Origin of the sequence: Aeromonas veronii bv. veronii (genome assembly GCF_000820225.1) — a bacterium.
Classification (GTDB): Bacteria; Pseudomonadota; Gammaproteobacteria; order Enterobacterales; family Aeromonadaceae; genus Aeromonas; species Aeromonas veronii.
The window spans coordinates 1-22,255 of the sequence record NZ_CDDK01000002.1 but is presented as its reverse complement, the minus strand read 5'-3'; the positions used below and the strand labels follow the sequence as shown (position 1 = coordinate 22,255).

The window sequence follows — 22,255 nt, the reverse complement described above, 5'->3', positions numbered from 1 at the left end:
GTGTTATCGATGATGAGAGTTCGCCTTGATTGCTTCAATCAGTGCAACCGTTCGTGTGGCATCATCGATAGAGATGCTATGATTCTTGGCACCCTGAATAAGCTTGACAAAGTCGACAATCATGCCGAGGTACATCTGGTTTTTATCCCAGGCGGGATCACAATAAATGACCTCAATACCGTTGGCTGAGCTCAATGAGACCGAATTTTGAATCAGGTCCCATTCCAACGTACCTTCACTGCCAATTACACGGCATTTGCGATGTGCTTTCCGTTGAAGAAAATCCAGATGAACAGTGGCAATGGTGCCCGTTTTGTCGCCAAGCATGATATCGGCCATGTCCTCAACCGACAGGCCAAGCTCTTCGGAAGAAGACAAGCTTGCATATTTGACTTGAAGCGGCCCAAGCAGCCACTGGATATAATCGAACTCGTGACTGAGCTCCAGCAACACCCCTCCCCCGAGTTCCGCACGAGCAGAAACGCTGCGCCGAAAATCTTTGCTGGGGCGCCAATCAGGCAGGTATTGCCCGGTTTCAACCAGTACATGGTAGCAGCGGCCCATTTTTTGCTCACTCAACAGATCTTTCATAAGCATGGCCGACGGCAAATAACGAAGGCAATATCCGACAGCCACCGGAGTATTATGCTCATGGCTAGCAGCCTGAATGGCCTCACAATCGGCAAGTGATGCCGCAAGGGGTTTTTCAATCAGAACAGGAATGCCCGCTTTTATCAGAGGGATGGCATGGGCAGCATGCAAGGTCGCAGGGGACGCGATGATCGCAAACTCAATGCGATGCTGAATAAGTCCTTCTACTGAAGAGACGAGTACATCACAATCACTGATATCCGCTGCGGCAGCCTGACCACTGGCTGACATGGCGTAGATACAAGCGGATGGATAAAGGTGCTTTAAATTTCTTCTGTGACGCACCGATATATTACCGAGGCCAATGACAGCTATACGTTCCATTATGAGAGTAGCCCCAGTGAAGATATATCCGATTGAGCACGATTGAAGTCTTCCATGCGACCGATATCCAACCAGTACTCATGAATAGGAAACATCAAGACTTGCTTATTTTTATTCATATGTTGTTCAAGCAGAGTTGGCATATCAATGCGTTCCCCTTTGGCCACAGATTGCACGACATGAGGTGCAACAACATAAATCCCGGCATTGACAAAGAAATGATGGACCGGCTTTTCAATCATGCTGGTGATCTTGTTTCCCTCACCCGTGATAACGCCGTAGGGAATTTGGTAATCATATTCACGCACACACATGGTGGCATCAGCACCGTTTTCCACATGAAAATCGAGCAAGCGATTGAAATCCACTGTTGTAAGCACGTCGCCATTGATCATGATAAGCGGCAGGGCAAGAATGTCGTCGGGCAGCAGACCCAGGGCACCACCGGTTCCCAGCGGGGTCTCTTCATAGACGTAGCGAATATTGGCCCCCCAGGCTGAACCATCACCAAAATAATTAGTGATCTGCTCGGGCATATAGTGGGTGGAGATGTAGATGTTCTTGAAGCCAGCCTTGAGGAACTGGTTGAGCAGGGTCTCCAGTATCGGCTTGTCACCCACCTTGAGCATGGGCTTGGGGCAATTGTCGGTCAGCGGGCGCAGCCGTGTACCAAATCCCCCTGCCATGATGAAGACGGGATTGTCATAGCTCGGCGCTTGCGCCGCCTGCTCCCAGGTTTCCAGCCCAATCAGCTTGCCCGCATCGTCGACCACAGGCAGGGAAAGTACGCTGCGCGCTCGCATGGTTTCCAGCAACTGCGCACGGGTCAGTTTTGCCGAGACAGTGATGGGGCTGGGGTTCATCACCGCCGTGACGCTTTGCGTCAGGGAGACATTGTTCAGGATAGCACGGCGAACATCGCCATCGGTCACGACGCCCAGCAAGTGCCGCGCGTCATCCACGACCAGACAAACCCGCAGTGCCTCTTCATTGATCACGGCCAGGGCATCACGCACCGAGTGTTCCGGCGACAACACCACTTTTTCCCAATTTTTGCTCATCCAATCCATCCTTTACTGCTTGATAGGCATCACGCTGCCCCGGGCAACGTATGCAATCTGCTTTTCTCCAAGAGGGCGCGTCAGCGTGGCGCCGGCCCCGACCACGGCATCAGAGCCAATTGATATGCCCTGGATCACGGCAGCTCCCGTACCGATATGGACTCTCTCACCCGTCACCACACCGCCGGATAACACCGCACCTGGTGCGATGTGGTTGTCATCACCTAGACGGCAGTCGTGATCCACGATGGCGCCACTATTGATGATGCTGTTTGCACCTATTTGGGTACCAGCTTGAATGATGGCCCCCGCCATGACTTGGGCACCCTCTTCCAGCACAGCGTAGTCAGAGACCATGGCCTGTGCGCTAACGACGCTTGCAAAGCGGTAACCAAGGGCGCGATAACGGGCAAACAGCGTGGCGCGCAGCGGATTGCCCGGCAGGGAGCCGATGCCATTGACCAACACCACCTTATCCGGATGGTGGGTCAGTATTTTCTCATCATGCCAGAGGGGAATATCAGCCAGCGCGGCGCGCAGTGTACCTGCAGCGGGCGCAACTAGGGCGATGGGAACCACTCCCTGGCTGCGCAGCATGTCGACCAGCACCGAGGCATGTCCGCCAGCCCCGAGGACGATGAGCGGTTTATTCATGGATAGGCTCACCTGCCTGATAGGCCTGCTTCGCAGGTTGTCCCAGAAGCTGCCAGTAAGCATAAGGGCTCATGCCGTCACCCGGACGTTTGATGGCGAGGTTGTCGGCACAGAGAATGGCCCCCTCCTCAATGTCGCAGGCAGCCACCAGACTCTTGCGTGCGATCTCCTTGTTCTTGATCTCGCTCGGGCGCGGTCCCTTGATACCATCTCCCAGTGCCAGCTCCACATCGCGGATCCCTTTCACCATGGCGGCCAGTTCATCGGGCTCAAGAGAAGCCTTGTGATCAGGTCCTTCCATGTTGCGATCAAGAGTGAAGTGCTTCTCGATGAGGCAGGCTCCCCGGGCTACAGCCGCTACAGGGATGGTGATGCCTTGGCTGTGATCCGAATAACCGACCGGCAACCGGAAGGCGTGCGACAGGGTATCCATGGCTTTGAGGTTGATATCCACCATGGGCGCTGGATACTCGGTCGTGCAATGCAGCAGGGTCACCTTGTTGGCAAGAGCGGCCTGACCAGCCTCGCTGGCATAGGCAGCCATGAAGGCGGCCTCACCGGGCTGCGCATCCTGCGGCGCGGTCAATCCGAAGGCTATCACCCCCAGGGCCGCCTCCACTTCTGCCAACGTGGCCATACCGGTCGAGACGATCAACTCGCAGCCGGTGCGAGCATGGGCCAGTACGAAAGGCGCATTGGTCAGTTCCCCGGACGGGACCTTGAGGGTCTGCAACTTCAACCGGTTCACCAGAAAGTCCAGGCTCTCGGTATCGAAGGCGGTAGACAAAAACGCGATACCGAGAGACTCGCAATGGGCGATCAGACGAAGATGGGCATCGAACGAAAGCTCAAGGCGGGAGAGCATCGCAAGCTGACTCTCTTCCTTGCCGGTGTTGGTGGTTTGATAAGCGGCCTGCTTGGCTTGGCGGGTCACCAGATTGGCCGCCTTGAAGGTCTGAAACTTGACGACATCGACGCCTGCCCGGTGGGCAGCATCGATCAGTGCCACGGCGAGTGCTTCGTCGCCATTATGGTTGACGCCGGCTTCGGCGATGATGCGGATCATGGCGACGGACTCCTGTCGAGATCATGGAACTGTTTGATGGTGGGGATGGCAAAATGCTTCAGGCGTGCCACGATTTGGCCGCTGGCGTCCCCTGCACCATAAGGATTGACATAAGCATCCGGGCCCATAGGCTGCAAGGCCTTGGCAATGCATTGCGTAATGGCCTCAGCCTTCGCGTCGCAATGAAGCACACTCTTTGCTGCCAGGCGCCCTTGTTGGCGTTGGCCGATATTGATGGTCGGAACACCCAGAGAAGGCACTTCGATGATGCCGCTCGACGAGTTGCCGATCACGACGGCACTGTGTTTCACCGCGCTCAGGTAACGCCTATAACCCAAAGACGGAATGGCCAGCACGCGTGCAGGATTGGCTGCCGCATACTGCTCAAGCAGTGGAATGATGGTTCGACCACCGTCATCTGCATTCGGGTACGTCAGGATGACCTGGTGGTCTGGATAGTTATCCAACGCCGCCAGCAAGGCACTGAAACTCTCCCTGGCCGGCTCATCGGCCAGAGTCACGGGGTGATAGGTCACCACGAAGAACGGTGAGCCCAACGTAAACCCAAGAGAGGATTGCAGCTCGTCCATGGACAGCAGCGGTGTCTTGATGATGTGGTCCAGACCGACGGCACCTACGTTGAACACCCGCTCAGGTGCCTCCCCCAACTGAATGACACGCTGTCGATAGGGCTCGGCAGCCGTGAAATGCAGGTAGCTCAACTTGGTAATGGCATGGCGGATGGCGTCATCATAGGCCCCTTCGGTTATCTCACCACCATGAAGGTGAGCAACAGGTATGCGTTGCAACATAGCCGTTTGGGCGGCAGCTAAGGCTTCAAAGCGATCTCCGAGGATCACCAACACATCGGGCTGCAGCCGCGCCAATGCGTCTGCCAGACCGAGCAAAGCCACGCCCATGCTTTTGACCACACCAACCGAGGTGTCGGAAGAGAGCAGCATCTCGATGCGCTCATCGATCTTGAAGCCATCTTGCTCTATCTGCTGATAAGTCAGGCCAAACTCGGGAGACAAGTGCGTACCTGAAACAATAAGTCTGAGATCCAGTTCGGGATCGGCCGCAATGTCTTTCATCAACCAATAGAGCAGCCCGTATTCGGCGCGAGTACCGGTAAAGACGGCAATGGTGTTGGCCATATTCAGACCTCGACAGGCGAGCTGGGCAGGTTGATCAGATGGGCTTCCAACCATTCGGCATTGTTAAGCTCCCCACGCAAGGCATGAGAGAACATGGGCAGGCGATGCATCAGTTTCCATACAGGCCGGGTCATGACACCAGCCTTGTTCAGCTCGGTCAGCAACGTATCCCGCTGGGTTTGATCTTCACAGACAATCGCATTGAGCCAGTAGTTGGAGCGTCCATAAGAAGGCTCGGTCACAAATTGGCATGCCTGTCCCTTGAAGAACTCTGCATAGTGCATGGCAAGCGCCCGCTTTTGCGCCAGGAATTGCGGCAGGGCTTCCATCTGGGCACATCCGAGGGCCGCATTCAGATTGGGCATCCGGTAGTTAAAACCGGGTTCATCATGATAGAACTCGAACGGATGGGGTACCTTGGCAGTGGTGGTAATGTGCTTGGTGCGCGCCCCCTGCTCGGCATTCTGGCAGAGCACCATGCCACCACCACCCGTGGTGATGATCTTGTTGCCATTGAAGCTCAGGGCGGAAAACGCACTCAGCGTCCCCGTGTGTTTGTCTTTGTAGTAGGAACCCAGACTCTCGGCAGCATCTTCCACCAGGGCGATGCCCCAGGCCTCGCACACGGCCTGCAGTTCATCGAGTTCAACCGGATGACCAAAGGTGTGCATGGGCACGACGGCTTTAAGGCGGCGTCCGCTTGTCTTGTGGATGGCTCCTGTCTCGGTGCGAGACGCATGCTCTTCCAGCCAGTTGGCCAGGGCAACGGGGCACAGACCCAGGCTCTGGCGTGATACATCGACGAACACGGGTTCTGCGCCCATGTGATACAAGGCATTGCAGGTCGCCACAAAGGTCAAGGGCTGTGTGATCACCAGATCGCCAGCCTGCACACCTGCCATGTAGAGCGCGATATGCAGCGCCGCCGTGCCATTCATGGTGGCAACGGCACGGGCTGAACCGGTAAAGGTGGCTATTTGCCGCTCAAACTGCTCAACATAGGCACCGACACTGGAAACGAAGGTGCTTTCGAGGGTATCGAGCACATATTGACGTTCATTGCCGGCAAAGGTCGGGGCGTGAAGAGGGATGAAGTCATCGGTTTTGTAGGTATCACGAATAAAACGTATCAATTGAGTATGCATACCGATTCCTTACATCTTGCCGTCGAGATATTTGCCCGTTTCTTTGTGACCAAAATCCGGGATCATGGCGAAGAACAGCTCGACGATCTCTTTCTTGTCCCAAGCTCGTTTTGTTTTCATGGCTGTAATGGTCTGCTCGAAATGGTTGAGCAGATCATTCTGATATGAGGGTTCATTCTTGATGATGCCCAGGTTCTCGAACCGGGCCATATCCAGTACTTCCTTGTCCGTGAAGAACTCTTCGAAGTCTTTTTCACCCGTGGTGTCGCTCTCGGTAAAGAGGCAGGGCCACATCCCCTGCTCAGGCAGGCTCGCCATCAAGGCTCTGGCCTCATCCTCATCCTTACACAGATACGGCTTGTAACCATGCTGCGCCAGATACTTCACGGCGATTTCGGCGAAGGTAATCAGGTGCAGGGATTCGCTGAGCTTGGGGAAGAAGATATCCCTGTTCTCACCGAAGATGCAGGACATCAGGCACAGCTCACCGGACTCCTGGGGGGTCACGAAATAGCGTTTGATGTCGTTGGGGGCGACGATAGGCTGACGCTTTTGCACACGCTGGTTGAAGCCATGCAGCAAGGACCCATCGGAGAAGGCCACGTTGGCAAAGCGCGCGGTTGAAATGGCAATCTGTTCACTGCGACGCATAAGGAACATCTCCATAATGCGCTTGGAAGCCCCCATCATGTTGACCGGATTGGCTGCTTTGTCAGTCGAGACACAGAAATACTTTTTAACCCCCATATCGATGGAATGCTGGATGGTTTTATCCGTGTTGAACACATTGACGTCAATCATACGCATCAACGTGAAGGGGTCTTTTTCGCTGCGAACATGCTTGAGCGCAGAAAGATTGAGCACGTAGTCATAGGCGCCGTCGGCTTTGATAAATGCGTCATACTCAATGGAGCCGATATCCAGGGCGAACGTCTGGAAATCACCATCGATATACCCGAACGAGCTGCGGATATCCCGCACCAGCTCGACCATGTTATTCTCACTGATATCAACAACATGCAATTTACGTGGATTTCTTTTGAAAATTTCCTTTGTTACTGCTTGGCCAATAGAACCTGCCCCTCCCAAAACTAGAAAACGTGATGATTCAACGATTCGACACAAAGCGTCGCGGTAAAAATACACATCCTGTTCAAATAGCGGTTCAACGCGCCCGATTAGAGATAGATAATTAATCATCAAGCTACTCCAAGTATTAAACTTTGACCATTGAGTCTTTACATGTATTCTTCATAGGTAAACTGTAATAAAAAAATGTCTTGGCGAGCAAAATAAAGCTATACGTAATACATAATGAAATAGGTATTGCATATGTTTCTGATACATTCAAAAACGCGAAGGCCACAATCAGAAATATAAAAAAACCACCGATATTAATAAATATTATTGGCTTATCAAAGCCTCTGGCATAAAGTCCATAATGAGGTATATAAGACAAAACCTGCAAGATGGTTGAAAATAACAAGAAGTAAAAAACATAGATGTATGTATTTCCGTCAAACCTATTGACGAGCATAAGAATAAAATCAATTAAGTATATAGCAGACAATATAAATAGACCTGCGCAATAAATCGTCTGACGTAGCATTTTTTTCATTAACAGAGAAAAAGATTTATTGTCACTGTCCCCTGCATGCTGTACAAGCTTGGGATAAATAAATGAAAAAACTGCTGCATCGAGAAATGAGATCAATGCTGACACTAGCCCTGAATAAAATACATAATAGCCAAGTGCATCTCGATTAACCAAAGATTCAAACCAGTATCTATCAACCGTTGAAATTGCCATGACAAAAATTGAAGAAATAAAAAATGGCATTGCGGTAAATACGCCACGATAAACCCAGCGCCAACATACATCTCCACTCCCTTTATTTACCTTTCGAACTTTTGCCATTGAGTAAATTAGACAAAATAAAGACCCACACAACCATGAGCACAATATAAATTGCAAGTTTCTCAATTCAGGGCAAGCATATAAAAAGAACACACTTATCCAGATCCATAAACCTTGCCTTATAAAGATAGCTATAGTTGCAGAAAGTTGTTGCGTTGTCGCAATCAATATCCGATAGATTTCTTGACTCAGATGCTCAAGCGTTAATATCACATAAAATAATAAAGTTAAAGACCAAGGTAGCAATCCGCCCCAAAAGATAACACTAATCAAAAAAAATACTATAGGATATGTTATCGAATACAAACAAAACTGACTTTTGATGAGCCCCCATCTTTTTGAAAGCGGGCTTTTTATTAACTCTCTTGTGCTATAAGTATAAAACTCTAAGCCAAGTAGGTATATGCTATACGTAATTGTAGCCGCAAACAAACCATAAAGCCCTAACTCATCCACATCCAAGTATCTAGCCAGCAGAAACAATAAGGCAAATTTACTAATTAGGGTCAAACCTCTTATAAAAATATTTGCTATATATAGCATAAGCGTCCACTTTGAAAACTATCATAAAAAGCTCATTGAAAATTACAACATTAAAATGACGTAACTAAATTATTAATTTCACCCAACACAGATTGTGTGTATTTTGCCCACAAACATCACTCCACTCCATAACTAGGACGCATTCGCTAAATCACAACCAACTTGCGTGTGGTACAGCATATGGTAGCCAGCGGCTAAAAAAAAGGTCGTCCAGTTCTGATAAGAACAACATCTTAAAACCATAAATAGGAAGATAGAACCACCACATGAGCCAATGGTCAACAAAGCTCCACTGCACATCGTGCATGTGACCACGCGACACAACCACGTCAAAATCAATGCCATAAAAAGCCGATGCATCAACATCATTTTAATCTGCAACCTACATAAATAGGGCCATCAGCACGACCATTATTTATACTGAAGCGGACTAAAAACATGGCTACCGCCCCTAGGTTACAGCCCCCAGTTTGCTGCTTTTTACCATATTGCTCACGCCTTTGGTCATCATGCCTCCAGCATCGTTATGTCTTGGCAGCGTTGATCGCAACTCTCTCACGGACACGACGCGAGTTGGGACACTGCACCAGCCCGATTTTATAGGGAATTCTATCCCGTTTTTCTCAAGGATGAACAGTTGAAAGTAATTTGTGATGGGTGCAACTTGAGGCTCATCACAACCTCAAGAGCGCGAAACGCCTACTCATACCTCACTTTTTCAATTACAACCACGCAATTTTTGCTTACATTTTTCACAAAAAACAGGGCAACCCATGGGATTGCCCTGTTTGATTGTCAGCCAGACCAAAGCTGGCTGGCGATTTATTGAACTCTGTTCAAATTAGCTAAACCTGCATGCCATCAGTCACCTTTTGACTCAACTGCTGCAGCCATGCGCGCCTCTTTGCTCTGGTGGCTGGTGAAGTAGCGCATCACCAACACAAAGAAGAGCGGCACGAAGAAGATGGCCAGCACGGTGGCGCTGATCATCCCCCCCATCACGCCGGTACCGATGGCGTTACGGCTGCTGGCACCGGCGCCGGAGCTGATCACCAGCGGCAGCACCCCGAGGATAAAGGCGAGCGAGGTCATCAGGATCGGACGCAGACGCAGGCGTGCAGCCTCCACCACCGCCTCACCCAAGCCCATCCCTTTGTCGTAGAGCTCTTTGGCAAATTCCACGATCAAAATCGCGTTCTTCGCCGATAAGCCGATGGTGGTGAGCAAGCCCACCTGGAAGTAGACGTCGTTCTCCAGCCCGCGCAGGGTGGCAGCCACAATGGCCCCCAGAACCCCGAGCGGTACTACCAGCATCACCGAGAACGGAATGCTCCAGCTCTCGTAGAGGGCCGCCAGGCAGAGGAACACCACCAGCAAGGAGATGGCGTAGAGCGCAGGTGCCTGTGAACCGGCCTGCCGCTCCTGGAAGGAGAGCCCGGTCCACTCGATGCCCACCCCTTCCGGCAGCTGTTTCACCATCTGCTCAATCGCCGCCATCGCATCACCGGTACTCTTGCCGGGCGCCGCCTCACCGACGATCTCCATCGCTGGCACGCCGTTGTAACGCTCCAGACGCGGCGAGCCGAAGCTCCACTCGGTGCTGGCAAAGGCAGAGAAGGGCACCATCTGACCGGCACTGTTGCGCACATACCAGAGTTTCAGATCTTCCGGGTTCATCCGGAAGGGGGCATCCGCCTGCATATAGACCTTCTTGATCCGGCCACGGTCGACGAAGTCATTGACGTAGGAAGAACCCCAGGCAGTGGCCAGGGTGTTGTTGATATCGGCGATGGATAGCCCCTGCGCCAGCGCCTTCTCGTAGTCGATCTTGATATCGAGTTGCGGCGTATCTTCCATCCCGTTCGGGCGTACCCGCACCAAAGTGGGATCCTGCGCCGCCATGCCGAGCAGCTGGTTACGCGCCGCCATCAGCTTGTCGTGACCGATACCGCCGCGATCCTGCAGGAAGAAGTCAAAACCGGTCGCCGTCCCCAGCTCCGGGATCGGAGGCAGGTTGAAGGCGAACACTTGCGCCTCCTTGATGCTGAACAGATAGCCCATGGCGCGGCCGATAATGGCATTGGCACTGCGATCCGGGCTCTTGCGCTCGCTCCAGTCCTTGAGCTTGATAAAGGCCATCCCCGCGTTCTGGCCACTACCGGCGAAGCTGAAGCCAGATACGGTCAGGACGGAATCTACGTTCTCCTTTTCGTTTTTCAGGAAGTAGTCGCGCATGTCTGCCAGCACCACCTCGGTGCGCTGCTTGGTGGCCCCCACCGGCAGTTGCACCATGGACATGATGACCCCCTGATCCTCTTCCGGCAGGAAGGAGGTGGGCATCCGCATAAAGAGCACTGCCAGTACCGCCAGCATGGCACCGTAGATCAGGCTGTAGCGCACGCCCTGCTTGATCACCTTGCGCACACCGCTCTGATAACGGTTGGTACCCGCATCAAAGGCGCGGTTGAACCAGCCAAAGAAGCCGCGCTTGGCACCAAACTCGCCATGTTTCATCGGCTTGAGCAGGGTGGCACAAAGGGCCGGCGTCAGGATCAACGCCACCAGCACCGACAGCACCATGGCCGAGACGATGGTCAGCGAGAACTGGCGATAGATGGCGCCAGTCGAGCCGCCGAAGAAGGCCATCGGCACGAACACGGCGGAGAGCACCAACGCGATCCCCACCAGTGCGCCGGTGATCTGGGTCATCGACTTGCGGGTCGCTTCCAGCGGGGAGAGATCCTCCTCGCTCATCAGACGCTCCACGTTCTCCACCACCACGATGGCGTCATCCACCAGCAGGCCGATGGCCAGCACCATACCGAACATGGTGAGGGTGTTGATGGAGAAGCCGAACGCCGCCATCACCCCGAAGGTACCGAGCAGCACCACAGGCACCGCAATGGTCGGGATCAAGGTGGCGCGGAAGTTCTGCAGGAACAGATACATGACGCAGAACACCAGGAAGATCGCCTCGATCAGGGTCTGCACCACCTCCTCGATGGAGATCTTCACAAACGGCGTGGTGTCGTAGGGGTAGACGATCTCCATGTTGGCCGGGAAGTAATCCGACAGCTCATTGAGCTTGGCACGCACCTTCTCGGCGGTATCCAGCGCGTTGGCACCGGTCGCCAGCTTGATGGCGACCGCGGCGGTAGACTGGCCGTTGTAGAGCGCATCGGCGTCATAGCTTTCGCCCGCCAGCTCGACCCGGGCCACATCTTTCAGCCGTACCTTGGAGCCATCCTGATTCACCCGCAGCAGGATGTCGTTGAACTGCTCCACGGTAGAGAGACGGGTCTGCCCCATGATGGTAGCGGTGAACTGCTGATCTTCCACCGACGGGGTGCCACCCAGCTTGCCGAACGCGACCTGGGCGTTCTGCGCCTTGATGGCCGCCTGCACATCCCCCGGGGTCATCTGCACCCGGTTGAGCTTATTGGGATCGAGCCAGACCCGCATCGAGTACTGGCTGCCGAACAAGGTGATATCCCCTACCCCGTCCAGACGACTCAGGGGCTCCTTGATATTGGAGACCACATAGTCCGCCAGATCGTCGTTGTTCATCGAGCCATCGCTGGAGATGAAGGCCGCGACCATCAGGAAGCTGCTGGAGGTCTTCTGTACCCGGATCCCCTGCTGCTGAACTTCTTGCGGCAGCAGCGACATCGCCTGCTGCAGCTTGTTCTGCACCTGCACCTGGGCGATATCAGGATCGGTCCCCGGCTGGAAGGTGAGGGTCACCGACACCCGCCCCGCGGAGTCAGACTGGGAGGACATGTAGAGCAGGTGATCCAGCCCGGTCATGTTCTGTTCGATGATCTGGGTCACCGAGTCTTCTACCGTTTTGGCGGATGCGCCCGGATAGCTGGCGGAAATACCGACAGCGGGCGGCGCAATGCTCGGATACTGGGCGACCGGCAATTTGATGATGGCCAGGCTGCCCGCCAGCATGATCACCAGCGCGATCACCCAGGCAAAAATGGGTCTATCTATAAAAAATCGAGCCATGAAGCGACTACTCCATCCTACTTGTTGGCCGGGGTGTTGGACGCAGCTTGAGCAGACGATGCATCAGCACCCTGCTCGGCGGGATTGACCACGGCGCCCGGTCGTACTTTCTGCAAACCAGCCACGATCACCCGCTCGCCGGAGGTGAGCCCTGACTCCACCACCCAGTTGCTGCCGACGACCCGGCTCAGCTGCACGTTGCGCAGCTCCACCTTGTTGTCAGCGGTTACCACCATCACGGTGGCGCCGCCATTGGGGGTGCGAGTCACGGCAGTTTGCGGCACCAGCAGCCCTTGCGCCCGCTCACCCTCTTGCAGGGTGGCGCGCATAAACATGCCGGGCAGCAGCAGCTGGTGAGGGTTGGGCACAATCACCCGCAGGGTCACCATGCCGGAGGTCTCATCCACGGTCACATCGGAGAACTGCAACGAGCCCTCTTCGCCGTAAGTGGAGCCATCTTCCAGCTGGAAGGTCACCTTGGCCCCCTTCTGCTCGTCCTGAGTCAACTTGCCCTCGGCGACCAGTCGCTTGAGGCGCAGCAGATCGGCAGTGGACTGACGCACATCCACATACATGGGATCGAGCTGCTGAATGGCAGTCAAGCTATCAACCTGCTGGGCAGTCACCAGCGCTCCCTCGGTCACCGCGGATTTACCGATACGACCGCTGATGGGTGCTGTGATGCGGGTGTAACCGAGATTGATTTCGGCAGTTCGCAAAGCCGCCTTGCTCGCCATGATCTCCGCCTTGGCCTGCTTCCAGCTGGCGTCGGCGTCGTCATAGTCCTGACGGCTGATGGATTTGACCTTGAGCAGCTCCTGATAGCGCTGCGCCTTGAGGCGGGCACTCTGCTCGTTGGCCTCGGCCTTGGCCAGATTGGCCTTGGCGCTGGCAACCGCCGCCTGATAGACAGCCGGGTCGATCTGATAGAGCAGATCGCCCGCCTTCACATCGCTTCCCTCGGTAAAGAGGCGCTTGAGGATGATGCCGCTCACCTGCGGACGCACTTCGGCCACCCGCAACGGGGCGCTGCGGCCGGTCAACTCGGTGGTCAACATCAGCGGACCGCTCTGCAGGGTCACCACGTTGACCGCCGCGGGGGGCATGTCGCCCTGTCCCTGGGGGGCGCCCCCCTTGTCACCACAACCTGCCAGCAAGCCTGTAGCCAGCAAGGCAAGACCAACTGAACGAGCAAGAATATGTTTATGCATGAAACACCTGAGCCTTTGCCAGTCAATGAACAATCAGGGCCGCATGGGCCCTGTTGGTAAATAGTCGAAAGATGAGGCAATATACATACATTCATAAATGTATGTAAGTGACTTTTTGCTTGCATGAGGCACAAATTTCGATGGCCAGACGAACCAAAGAAGAGGCGCAGCAAACCCGCTGCCACATCATGAGCACGGCGCTGGATCTGTTCTGCTCTCAGGGCCTGGCCAAGACCAGCCTGACCGACATCGCCAGGGCGGCAGACCTGACCCGCGGGGCCATCTATTGGCACTTCAAGAACAAGGATGAACTCTTCATTTCGCTCTGGCAGGAGCTCTGCAGCCCCCTCGCCCACCAGCTCGATGCCTGCCTCAACCCAGATGAGCCGGATCCGCTGGGGCAACTGCGCCTCTTCTTCGAAGGGGTGCTCCACAGCTTCATTCACAATCCGGCCCAGCGGCAGATGTTCACCATCCTGTTCAATCTCGAATCGCTGGAAGGGGAAGCCATCTCACTGCGCGAACATATCCGCAGCCAGTCCGCCAACTTCTTTCGGGACCTGGAGACCACCCTGGCCAATGCGGTACGGCGGGGCCAACTGCCCGCCAACCTCAACCTGCAGCGCGCCGCCACCCTGCTCCACTGCACTCTGGATGGCTACATCATTAACTGGCTCCACTTTCCGGGGCGGATCGACCTGCAGGGCGAATCCGCCTTTATGATAGAGAGCATGTTCACCATGCTGGCCCAGCCCCACGGGCCTGCCTGCTGCCGCTAACCGGCTCCGGCAACTTCATCACATCCAAATCGGGGCCTGACCGCGCGCTTTGGCAGTCAGGCCCCGATTTGTTACCCTGTGCGCCCCCTGCTTGAGGTAACCCCTGTGCCACACTCTGACGCCATCCCCGCTTCCCGGCCATTTAACGACCAGCACGCCCGCGCTCGGGCTGCCTTTGTGGCGCGTCTCAAACCCGGTGCTCACCTGCTCAATGGTCAATGCGGTATGGGGGAGGATCTGTGCTGGCTGCGTGCAGAAGGGTATGTGGTCACCGCCTGTGACGCTGTGCTGGCCGACGCCAAAGTTGCCTCGCAGCAATCCGGGCAAGCTGTGCGGGTCTGCCCGCTGGCGAAGATGCTCTCGGTGCTCCCTTACGATGGCATCTGGCTGAGCCGCCCGCTTGATGGCGACGTGGCCACCCTTGCCCCCCAGTTACAACAGCAGGCGACCCTGCTCAAAGCGGGCGCTCCGCTCTGCTTCCCCCTGCAGCCAAGCGGCAAGATAAGTCACGCTCAGCTACAGCAACTGGTCACCACATCCGGGATAGCACTGCAACTGGCGCCGATGGAAGCCGCCTCGACCAACACGCCATCATGCACAAGTCAACACGCCAGCCAGTACGTCATGTTGCTGCGTAGCGATCATCAGGCCACCTAACGGGCTAATTCATCACGGATTTTCCCGTTCAACGCCAAGCCGACAGCTAGTCGGCGATCTTGGCTTTCGACAATATTTAACTCGGCGTTAACGCAGAAAAGGCAGACATAACACGGCTTACGTGTTAAAAAGTGTGATTAATATCAAATTTTAATAACAAAACAGACAATACAACCAACTCCGGATTTCCTTATGAAACTTGTCCTGAAACTCATTGCTGGCATCCTTGCCGGTCTCTTGCTCGGTCTCTACGCCCCTGAGTGGGTGGCGCGCGTGCTGTTTACGGCCAAGACAGTGATAGGTCAGCTCATCACCTTCACCATTCCGCTCATCATTCTGTTCTTTATCATGAGCGGCATCGCCAGCCTGCCGAAAAACTCCGGCAAGCTGCTGGGCAAAACCGTGGCCCTCTCCTACTGCTCCACCATTCTGGCGGGGCTGTTCGCCTTTACCGTGGCGAGCCACCTGATCCCGCAGTTCACCACCGCCGCCGAGCCCACCACGGCCACGGCTATCAAGCTCGCCTCCTACGTCAATCTGGAGATCCCGCCGCTGTTTGGCGTGATGTCGGCACTGGCCGCTGCCTTCGTGTTCGGCATCGGCATCAGCGCCAACCAGGCCACCGATCTGCGCCGGGTTGCCGATCAGGGTCGTGACATCATCGACCGCCTGCTGGCCAAGGTGATCATTCCGCTGCTGCCGTTCTATATCGCGGGCGTCTTTGTCGAGATGACGGTAGAAGGCACCGTATTCGCCACCCTGAAAACCTTCGGCGTGGTACTGGTGATGGCCATCCTGATGCACTGGATCTGGCTCTCCGTACTGTTCGTGGGTACCGGTCTGGCCCTTGGCCGCTCACCGGCCCAGCTCATCAAGAACATGCTGCCCGCCTACTTCACCGCGCTGGGGACCATGTCGAGCGCCGCCACCATTCCGGTCGCCCTGCAATCGAGCAAGAACAACGGCGTGAGCGACGGTATCGCCAACTTTACCGTGCCCCTGTGCGCCACCATTCACCTCTGTGGCTCCACCATTACCCTGGTCACCTGCGCCACCGCGGTGATGTTCCTCTCCGAGCATCTGGCCATTCCGGGCATCGAGACCATGCTCCCCTTCATCATGATGCTGGGGGTGATCATGATCGCCGCCCCGGGCGCCCCGGGTGGTGGCGTGATGTCGGCGCTGGGCCTGCTCACCTCCATGCTCGGTTTCGGTGAAGCCTCCATCGCCCTGATGATCGCCCTCTATCTGGCGCAAGACAGCTTCGGCACCGCCTGCAACGTCACCGGTGACGGCGTGATTGCCCTGTGGGCGGATCGCTTCGCCAACGGTAGCGAGAGCGCAGCTCCTGTGGCCGAGGCCGAACAGACGTAAACTCGCCGGGATTGCCCGACCATCCTCTGCAAAACCGCAGGCCCGAACCATGTTCGGGCCTGCGTCGTTTCTGCCACCTTCACAGCGTTTGTACGTATTCCACCTCCCCCTCTGCCGTAAACAGCACTGGCGCTACCCTCTGCATCAGACAAAATTATTGGCATATGCCACATATGAGCGTATAAATGGCTTATGCCAATTAGGAGCCACCATGCCAAGACCCAAGATTGCCCGCCAGATCTGTGGCCGCCCCGCCAACAGCTGCTTCAAACCCAACGGCCGCCCCATGCATCAGCTGGAACAGGTCACGCTGGCCCCTGACGAGTTCGAGGCACTGCGCCTCGTCGACCTTCAAGGAATGCAGCAGCAGGAGGCCGCCCTGGTGATGGGGGTCTCCCGCCAGACCTTGGCCAATATCCTGAAAAAAGGGCGCTACAAGGTGGTGGAGTGTCTGAGTCTGGGCAAGGCATTGATGATGCAACCCGCCGAGCCCGACCACCCAACCAGTGGAGAAGAGCCGACATGAATGCTGTCACAACCATGACCACCAACCCCAGCAACAGCGCCCTGATGCTGAGTCAGGGGCTGCTGGCTGGCCACTTTACCCGTGCCGAGCAGCTGCAAATTCTTAACCCCGAAGGGAATGTTATCGCCACCCTGGCCAACCCGGCCGCAGCCGAAGGCTGCCACGGCAAGCAAGCGCTGCTCGACGCCCTCGCCCATCATCAGGTGGGTCAGGTGGTGGTGCGCAATATCGGCGAGCGAATGCTAAGTCGCCTGCTGGCGGCCAATATCCGGGTGCTGCAGTGCCGCTCTGCCCGCCTGCCGCTGCCCGCGCTGCTGGCCCCCACCAATTTGCAACCTCTTACCGAGGCCAGTCAGGGCCGTCCGTCTCGCCGTCATCAGAGCAAGGCGACTATCCGTGCCATCCAGCCCGTCGGCGCAGGCCAGAGTCATAGCCATTGTCATGGTGGTTGCAACAGTGGCTCAGATCACTGTTGCGCCAGTAGTGGCAATCAGGCAGAGAGCTCACGACAAGGCCATACTTGTTGCCACGGCAGTGAAGGCGCCAACCAGCAGGGCGATTGCTGCCATCATCACTGATGCCATCGCCGTGCATGTCATCACCATCAAGGAGAAGAGATCATGTCCATCTGGTTGTTGAGCCTGCTCGCCTCGTTCGTGCTGATCCTGGCCATGGGCACCATCATCTGGTGGCGCCAATACCAGCTTGCCCAGAAACGGGAAGATAAAGAGGTGCGCCCCTGTGGCTGCTCCAGCGCCTGCGCGGATCACCTCTATCAGATCAGCGAGCCGGCGCCCAAAAAGTAACCTGAGCGCAAACGCCATAGCCGCAGAGATAAGGTCGGCAAAATAAGGGCGCGTGGAATCGAGAGGCGCATAAAAGAGAGGGGGCACCTGCTGGTGCCCCCTCTCTATTTACTCCTCGTCATGCTTGAACCGCCTCTTCCCCCCTTACGCTCATCACACACGCTCAACCCGGCTCGGCGCCGCTGGCCGCCACACTCGTAGAGCAGGCCGGATCCTGATACTGCTGATAGATGGCATAAAACTCGGCCTTGTTGTGCAGGGCTGCGGCAACGCAGGCGGGATCAAACTGGCTGCCGGCATGCTCCTCCAGATAGGCAAACGCCGTCTCAAACGGCCAGGCCTTCTTGTAGGGGCGCTCGCTGGTCAGGGCATCAAACACATCGGCCACCGTCACGATGCGCGCCGCCAAAGGGATCGCCTCCCCCGCCAGCCCCAGCGGATAGCCGGTGCCGTCGAAGCGCTCGTGATGGCTGGCGATGATATTGGTCAACATATCGGTGTGATGAATGCCATCGAGACCAAACTCGTTGATCATCAGGCTGATCATCTCCCGCCCCTTGCCGGGGTGGATCTTCATGATCTCGAACTCTTCCGGCGTCAGCTTGCCCGGTTTGAGCAAAATGGCGTCCGGCACCGCGATCTTGCCGATGTCGTGCAGCTCGGAGAAGAGGTAGATAAACTCCACCTCCTCATCGCTCAGCCCGCTGGTCGGGGCCAGCGTCTTGGCGATCAGCCGGGAGTAGGCAGACATCCGGTGCAGATGGTTGGCGGTCTCCTCATCCCGATAGCGACTGAACTCCCGCGCCGTGGTCAGCGCGCCGCCGAGGGTCTGGATGGAGAAAAACTCCACAGCAATGATGGCCGAGAGCGCCTGGGCATAGGCCGACAGCTCGCTGCGGATCGGCTCCTCGAAGTATCCCGGCTCCATGGCATCGCAAAACAGAAAGCCAAACAGCTTGCTGTTGAACAGCAGCGGCTCGGTATAGCTGGAGGCATAGCCTGCCTCCAATACCTTGCGGCTGTGCTCCGACGCCGAGCCACGCAGGGCATCGAGATTGCCGAGCACCCGGGGCTGCTTGTGCTCCGCCAGATAACTCAGGGAGGGAACATCGCTCAGCTTCACCTCATACTGCACCAGTGGCGAGGGCCCCTCTGTGCTGTGGGCAAAGGTCTTGAGCTGATCGGTATGGGGATCGTAAATCGCGATGGCCACCCGACTCAGCTTGTCAAAGCGCTGCCTGAGCGTGGCATGTACGCTCTGCATTTTTTCGCCAAATGAACTTTCCATCGCCATCTCCAACGGGACCCCGTGATGGAAGTATAGTGACTCCCTTTGACGCTCTCCCCGCCACAGCGTCAAAATTGACAGAAAAATCAACAAAGCAGCGTCCCCACAACAAGCCTGCATGGCAGAGGCAATAGCCCTACCAAGGGCGCGCCATCAGCGACTGCTGGTGCGGCCCAATCTTGCCAGGTCGGAGATATTGTTCGGTTCTGCCATGCTGGCTGTATAGTTTTTGGTTAACCATTCCGGTAAAATCCGCGCCCTTAAAGAAGAGCCACCTAAGAGTGATTGAGCGATGTCCAACACAAAACAGGCCCCCAAAGTAGGATTCGTCTCCTTGGGTTGCCCCAAAAACCTGGTCGATTCAGAACGCATCCTGACCCAGCTGCGTACCGAAGGGTACGATGTGGTGCCCAGCTATGACGATGCCGAGCTGGTCGTCGTCAACACCTGCGGCTTTATCGACAGCGCGGTGCAAGAGTCGCTGGAAGCGATCGGCGAAGCGCTGGCCGAGAACGGCAAGGTGATCGTCACCGGCTGCCTCGGCGCCAAAGAGAATCAGATCCGCGAGATCCACCCCAAGGTGCTCGAGATCACCGGCCCCCACGCTTATGAAGAGGTGCTGGGTCACGTCCACAAATATGTGGAGAAGCCGCAGCACAACCCCTTCACCAGTCTGGTACCGGCCCATGGCGTCAAGCTGACCCCGCGCCACTACGCCTATCTGAAGATTTCCGAAGGGTGCAACCACCGCTGCACCTTCTGCATCATCCCCTCCATGCGCGGGGATCTGGTGAGCCGCCCCATCGGCGACGTGCTGGCAGAAGCCAAGCGCCTGAAAGAGGCGGGCGTGAAGGAGCTGCTGGTGATCTCCCAGGACACCTCCGCCTACGGCGTCGATGTGAAGCACCGCACCGGTTTCTACGACGGCATGCCGGTCAAGACCAGCATGGTTGCCCTGTGCGAAGAGCTGGCCAAGCTCGATATCTGGGTGCGACTGCACTACGTCTACCCCTACCCGCACGTGGATGACATCATCCCGCTGATGCGCGATGGCAAGGTACTGCCCTACCTCGATATTCCGTTGCAGCACGCCAGCCCGCGCATCCTCAAACTGATGAAGCGCCCGGGTACGGTCGAGCGCACCCTGGAGCGGATCCAGAAGTGGCGCGAGATCTGCCCGCAGATCACCCTGCGCTCCACCTTTATCGTCGGCTTCCCGGGCGAAACCGAGGAAGATTTCCAGATGCTGCTGGACTTTATCGACAAGGCGGAGCTGGATCGGGTCGGCTGCTTCAAATACAGCCCGGTCGAAGGGGCGCTGGCCAACGAGCTGCCGGATCCGGTACCGGAAGAGATTCAGGAAGAGCGCTTCCAGCGCTTTATGGAGCTGCAACAGCAGGTCTCCATCCGTAAACTGGCCCGTAAAGTGGGTCAGGAGATGACCGTAATCATCGATGAGGTGGACGAAGAGGGTGCCACTGGCCGCTCCTTCGCCGATGCGCCGGAGATCGACGGTCTGGTCTACCTCAACGGCGAAACCGGCCTCAAACCGGGGGACATGGTCAAGGTGCGGATCGACGAATCCGACGAATATGACCTGTGGGCCAGCCTGATCAGCTAATTGAGGCCTTACCAGCCAATAAAAAAGCGCCTGCGGGCGCTTTTTTATTGGCTCAATAGCGCAGGCAAAACCGCTGGCCTAGCTCAAATCATGGAGCGCCTTGCCAAGAGGCGGCGTGAGGCGCAGGTCAGAGAAGCGCACCGCTAACCCCTGCCGCTCCGGCGTGCAACACATCACCCCGATAAAGCAGCGTTCGCTTGGCGGGAACGGGGCGAGGCGCAGCAGCGGCCACACCTTGCCATCGGTGGAGTATTGCAAACGCAGGCAATCGGCCAGCCGGGTCAGCCGCAGCCAGAAGCGCCGCGGATTACCGGTAAAAATACCGGTGGCCCAGTCAGAGCGCGGATTGGTCAGCACGCTGCCGATCATCGGCTGGGCATCGTTGTACTCGATCCCCGCTTTCAGCCAGTGCGCCTCGTCTTGCAGCAGCATCAGCCCCGCCTGATCGTAGAGGGTGGTGAACTCCCCCTCGACGCAGACCTGAAAGGTAAACTCCCCCGCCACCTCGCAGCCATAAACATGCCCGCTGTGGCGCTCGAAGCCATACCAGGTGCTGCGCCAAAAATCGGTCTGCTGGTCTGTCACCACCTGCAAACCGTCGTCTGTCTGGTGCCACTGGGCCGGTTCATTGAGCCAGCGCCATTCCATCCCTTCCATCATCCTGCTTTGCTCCCTTATCGCGCGTAATCCCGCACAAATGGGGCTCGCCAACCCCACATCCGGTAACGGCTGGTGATGGCTGCGCCGCTGCGGAACCCATAAAAGGAGTCAATAGTGTCGCTATTGCCGTCCCGATACAAGGCTTGTGCGTTGCGCCATCAGTGCGCCCGAAAAGCGCGGGGGACCTGATGGCCCCCCGCAAACACACCGGATGAGAAAATGCCTTACTTGGCGGCGCTATCCTTCACGCACTTCTGGACAAAGCTGTTTTTGGCCGCGCCAGCCAGCTTCTTGTCGGCTGCCGCCTTCTCGCACTTGGCCGCCGGATCCACCGCCGCGCCAGTCTTCACGCACTTCTGGATAAAGCTGTTCTTGGCCGCACCGGCCAGTTTCTTGTCGGCGGCCGCCTTCTCGCACTCGCCGCTCGCGGCGCCAGCGGCATCTTTCACGCACTTGCCGACAAAGCTGGTCTTGGCGGCGCCGTTAAGCTTTTTGGCCGCGGCCTGCGCCTCGCACTGCAACTGGGCTGCGTCGTTGGCAAAGACCGGATTGGCCAGCAGCACGCTGCCGCAGAGCAGGCCGAACAGGATGGTACGCTTCATGGGTGATCTCCTCTCTATCTGGTGATGTGTTTGCATGGTCATATTTGCATGACGAAGTGTTGCAAATGGCTGTGATTGCAACAGCTGATTGTTGCCGCAGATCCCCCGCCTCGCCAGCTTGGGAGACGGAGCACAGGGCAACCATCGCCCGCACTATAGCGCCGATTGGCAGAGAGGAATTGACCCCAGCCCCCCCTCCTC

20 protein-coding genes are annotated in these 22,255 nt (G+C 56.4%); 7 read left to right on the top strand and 13 right to left on the bottom strand.

Translation table 11 applies throughout. The features are described from left to right. Positions 1-3: 3 nt before the first annotated feature. From BN1139_RS00115 to BN1139_RS00070, 10 genes are all read right to left on the bottom strand, one after another. Positions 4-975: a Gfo/Idh/MocA family protein gene (locus tag BN1139_RS00115; RefSeq protein ID WP_005350288.1), complete on the bottom strand. Its 972-nt coding sequence runs from the start codon at positions 973-975 to the stop codon at positions 4-6. Then, entirely contained in the window at positions 975-2,036 is a 1,062-nt protein-coding gene (locus BN1139_RS00110) for a nucleotidyltransferase family protein (protein WP_005350286.1), read from the bottom strand. The genes BN1139_RS00115 and BN1139_RS00110 overlap by 1 nt, the downstream gene beginning before the upstream one ends. A gap of 12 nt (positions 2,037-2,048) precedes the next feature. Next, entirely contained in the window at positions 2,049-2,690 is a 642-nt protein-coding gene (locus BN1139_RS00105) for an acetyltransferase (RefSeq protein WP_005350284.1), read from the bottom strand. Beyond that, on the bottom strand, positions 2,683-3,756 hold the full coding sequence (gene neuB, locus BN1139_RS00100) for an N-acetylneuraminate synthase (protein WP_005350282.1): 1,074 nt from the start codon (positions 3,754-3,756) through the stop codon (positions 2,683-2,685). The genes BN1139_RS00105 and neuB overlap by 8 nt, the downstream gene beginning before the upstream one ends. Next, positions 3,753-4,913, bottom strand: a complete 1,161-nt coding sequence (gene neuC / locus BN1139_RS00095) for a UDP-N-acetylglucosamine 2-epimerase (RefSeq protein WP_005350280.1) — start codon at positions 4,911-4,913, stop codon at positions 3,753-3,755. The genes neuB and neuC overlap by 4 nt, the downstream gene beginning before the upstream one ends. A gap of 2 nt (positions 4,914-4,915) precedes the next feature. Continuing rightward, positions 4,916-6,058 carry a LegC family aminotransferase gene (locus tag BN1139_RS00090; RefSeq protein WP_005350278.1) on the bottom strand — a complete coding sequence of 381 codons (1,143 nt, stop codon included), beginning with the start codon at positions 6,056-6,058 and terminating at the stop codon, positions 4,916-4,918. A gap of 9 nt (positions 6,059-6,067) precedes the next feature. After that, positions 6,068-7,258, bottom strand: coding sequence for a UDP-N-acetylglucosamine 4,6-dehydratase (locus BN1139_RS00085; protein ID WP_005350277.1), 1,191 nt, complete (start codon positions 7,256-7,258; stop codon positions 6,068-6,070). Positions 7,259-7,274: 16 nt separating this feature from the next. Further along, positions 7,275-8,519 carry a lipopolysaccharide biosynthesis protein gene (locus BN1139_RS00080; protein WP_005350276.1) on the bottom strand — a complete coding sequence of 415 codons (1,245 nt, stop codon included), beginning with the start codon at positions 8,517-8,519 and terminating at the stop codon, positions 7,275-7,277. A gap of 861 nt (positions 8,520-9,380) precedes the next feature. After that, a complete protein-coding gene (locus tag BN1139_RS00075) occupies positions 9,381-12,530 on the bottom strand; it encodes an efflux RND transporter permease subunit (RefSeq protein WP_005350273.1) in 3,150 nt (1,049 codons plus the stop codon). A gap of 17 nt (positions 12,531-12,547) precedes the next feature. Then, positions 12,548-13,741, bottom strand: coding sequence for an efflux RND transporter periplasmic adaptor subunit (locus BN1139_RS00070; protein ID WP_005350271.1), 1,194 nt, complete (start codon positions 13,739-13,741; stop codon positions 12,548-12,550). Between the two features lie 140 nt (positions 13,742-13,881). Between BN1139_RS00070 and BN1139_RS00065 the strand changes: the two genes are divergently transcribed. The 6 genes from BN1139_RS00065 (at position 13,882) to BN1139_RS00040 (ending at position 17,883) form a co-directional block, all read left to right on the top strand. Then, on the top strand, positions 13,882-14,520 hold the full coding sequence (locus BN1139_RS00065) for a TetR family transcriptional regulator (RefSeq protein ID WP_005350268.1): 639 nt from the start codon (positions 13,882-13,884) through the stop codon (positions 14,518-14,520). A gap of 105 nt (positions 14,521-14,625) precedes the next feature. Further along, on the top strand, positions 14,626-15,177 hold the full coding sequence (locus tag BN1139_RS00060) for a hypothetical protein (protein WP_005350267.1): 552 nt from the start codon (positions 14,626-14,628) through the stop codon (positions 15,175-15,177). 192 nt (positions 15,178-15,369) lie between these two features. After that, the gene (locus BN1139_RS00055) at positions 15,370-16,551 is read left to right on the top strand and encodes a dicarboxylate/amino acid:cation symporter (RefSeq protein WP_005350265.1); all 1,182 of its coding nucleotides are present in this window, start codon (positions 15,370-15,372) and stop codon (positions 16,549-16,551) included. Positions 16,552-16,762: 211 nt separating this feature from the next. Beyond that, the gene (locus tag BN1139_RS00050) at positions 16,763-17,077 is read left to right on the top strand and encodes a DUF134 domain-containing protein (protein WP_005338107.1); all 315 of its coding nucleotides are present in this window, start codon (positions 16,763-16,765) and stop codon (positions 17,075-17,077) included. Next, a complete protein-coding gene (locus BN1139_RS00045; protein ID WP_005350264.1) occupies positions 17,074-17,655 on the top strand; it encodes a NifB/NifX family molybdenum-iron cluster-binding protein in 582 nt (193 codons plus the stop codon). Before BN1139_RS00050 ends, BN1139_RS00045 begins: the two co-directional genes overlap by 4 nt. Positions 17,656-17,697: 42 nt before the next feature. Next, entirely contained in the window at positions 17,698-17,883 is a 186-nt protein-coding gene (locus BN1139_RS00040) for a hypothetical protein (RefSeq protein WP_005350263.1), read from the top strand. Between the two features lie 163 nt (positions 17,884-18,046). Here BN1139_RS00040 and BN1139_RS00035 read toward each other — a convergent pair whose 3' ends face one another. Continuing rightward, on the bottom strand, positions 18,047-19,171 hold the full coding sequence (locus BN1139_RS00035; RefSeq protein ID WP_005350261.1) for an HD-GYP domain-containing protein: 1,125 nt from the start codon (positions 19,169-19,171) through the stop codon (positions 18,047-18,049). 292 nt (positions 19,172-19,463) lie between these two features. Between BN1139_RS00035 and rimO the strand changes: the two genes are divergently transcribed. Continuing rightward, positions 19,464-20,792: a 30S ribosomal protein S12 methylthiotransferase RimO gene (gene rimO, locus BN1139_RS00030; protein WP_005350257.1), complete on the top strand. Its 1,329-nt coding sequence runs from the start codon at positions 19,464-19,466 to the stop codon at positions 20,790-20,792. A 78-nt stretch (positions 20,793-20,870) separates the two neighbouring features. Here rimO and BN1139_RS00025 read toward each other — a convergent pair whose 3' ends face one another. Both BN1139_RS00025 and BN1139_RS00020 read right to left on the bottom strand, forming a co-directional pair. Further along, the gene (locus tag BN1139_RS00025) at positions 20,871-21,452 is read right to left on the bottom strand and encodes a DUF1349 domain-containing protein (RefSeq protein WP_005350254.1); all 582 of its coding nucleotides are present in this window, start codon (positions 21,450-21,452) and stop codon (positions 20,871-20,873) included. Positions 21,453-21,676: 224 nt separating this feature from the next. Further along, positions 21,677-22,054 carry a hypothetical protein gene (locus tag BN1139_RS00020; protein ID WP_005350251.1) on the bottom strand — a complete coding sequence of 126 codons (378 nt, stop codon included), beginning with the start codon at positions 22,052-22,054 and terminating at the stop codon, positions 21,677-21,679. Positions 22,055-22,255: the final 201 nt, after the last annotated feature.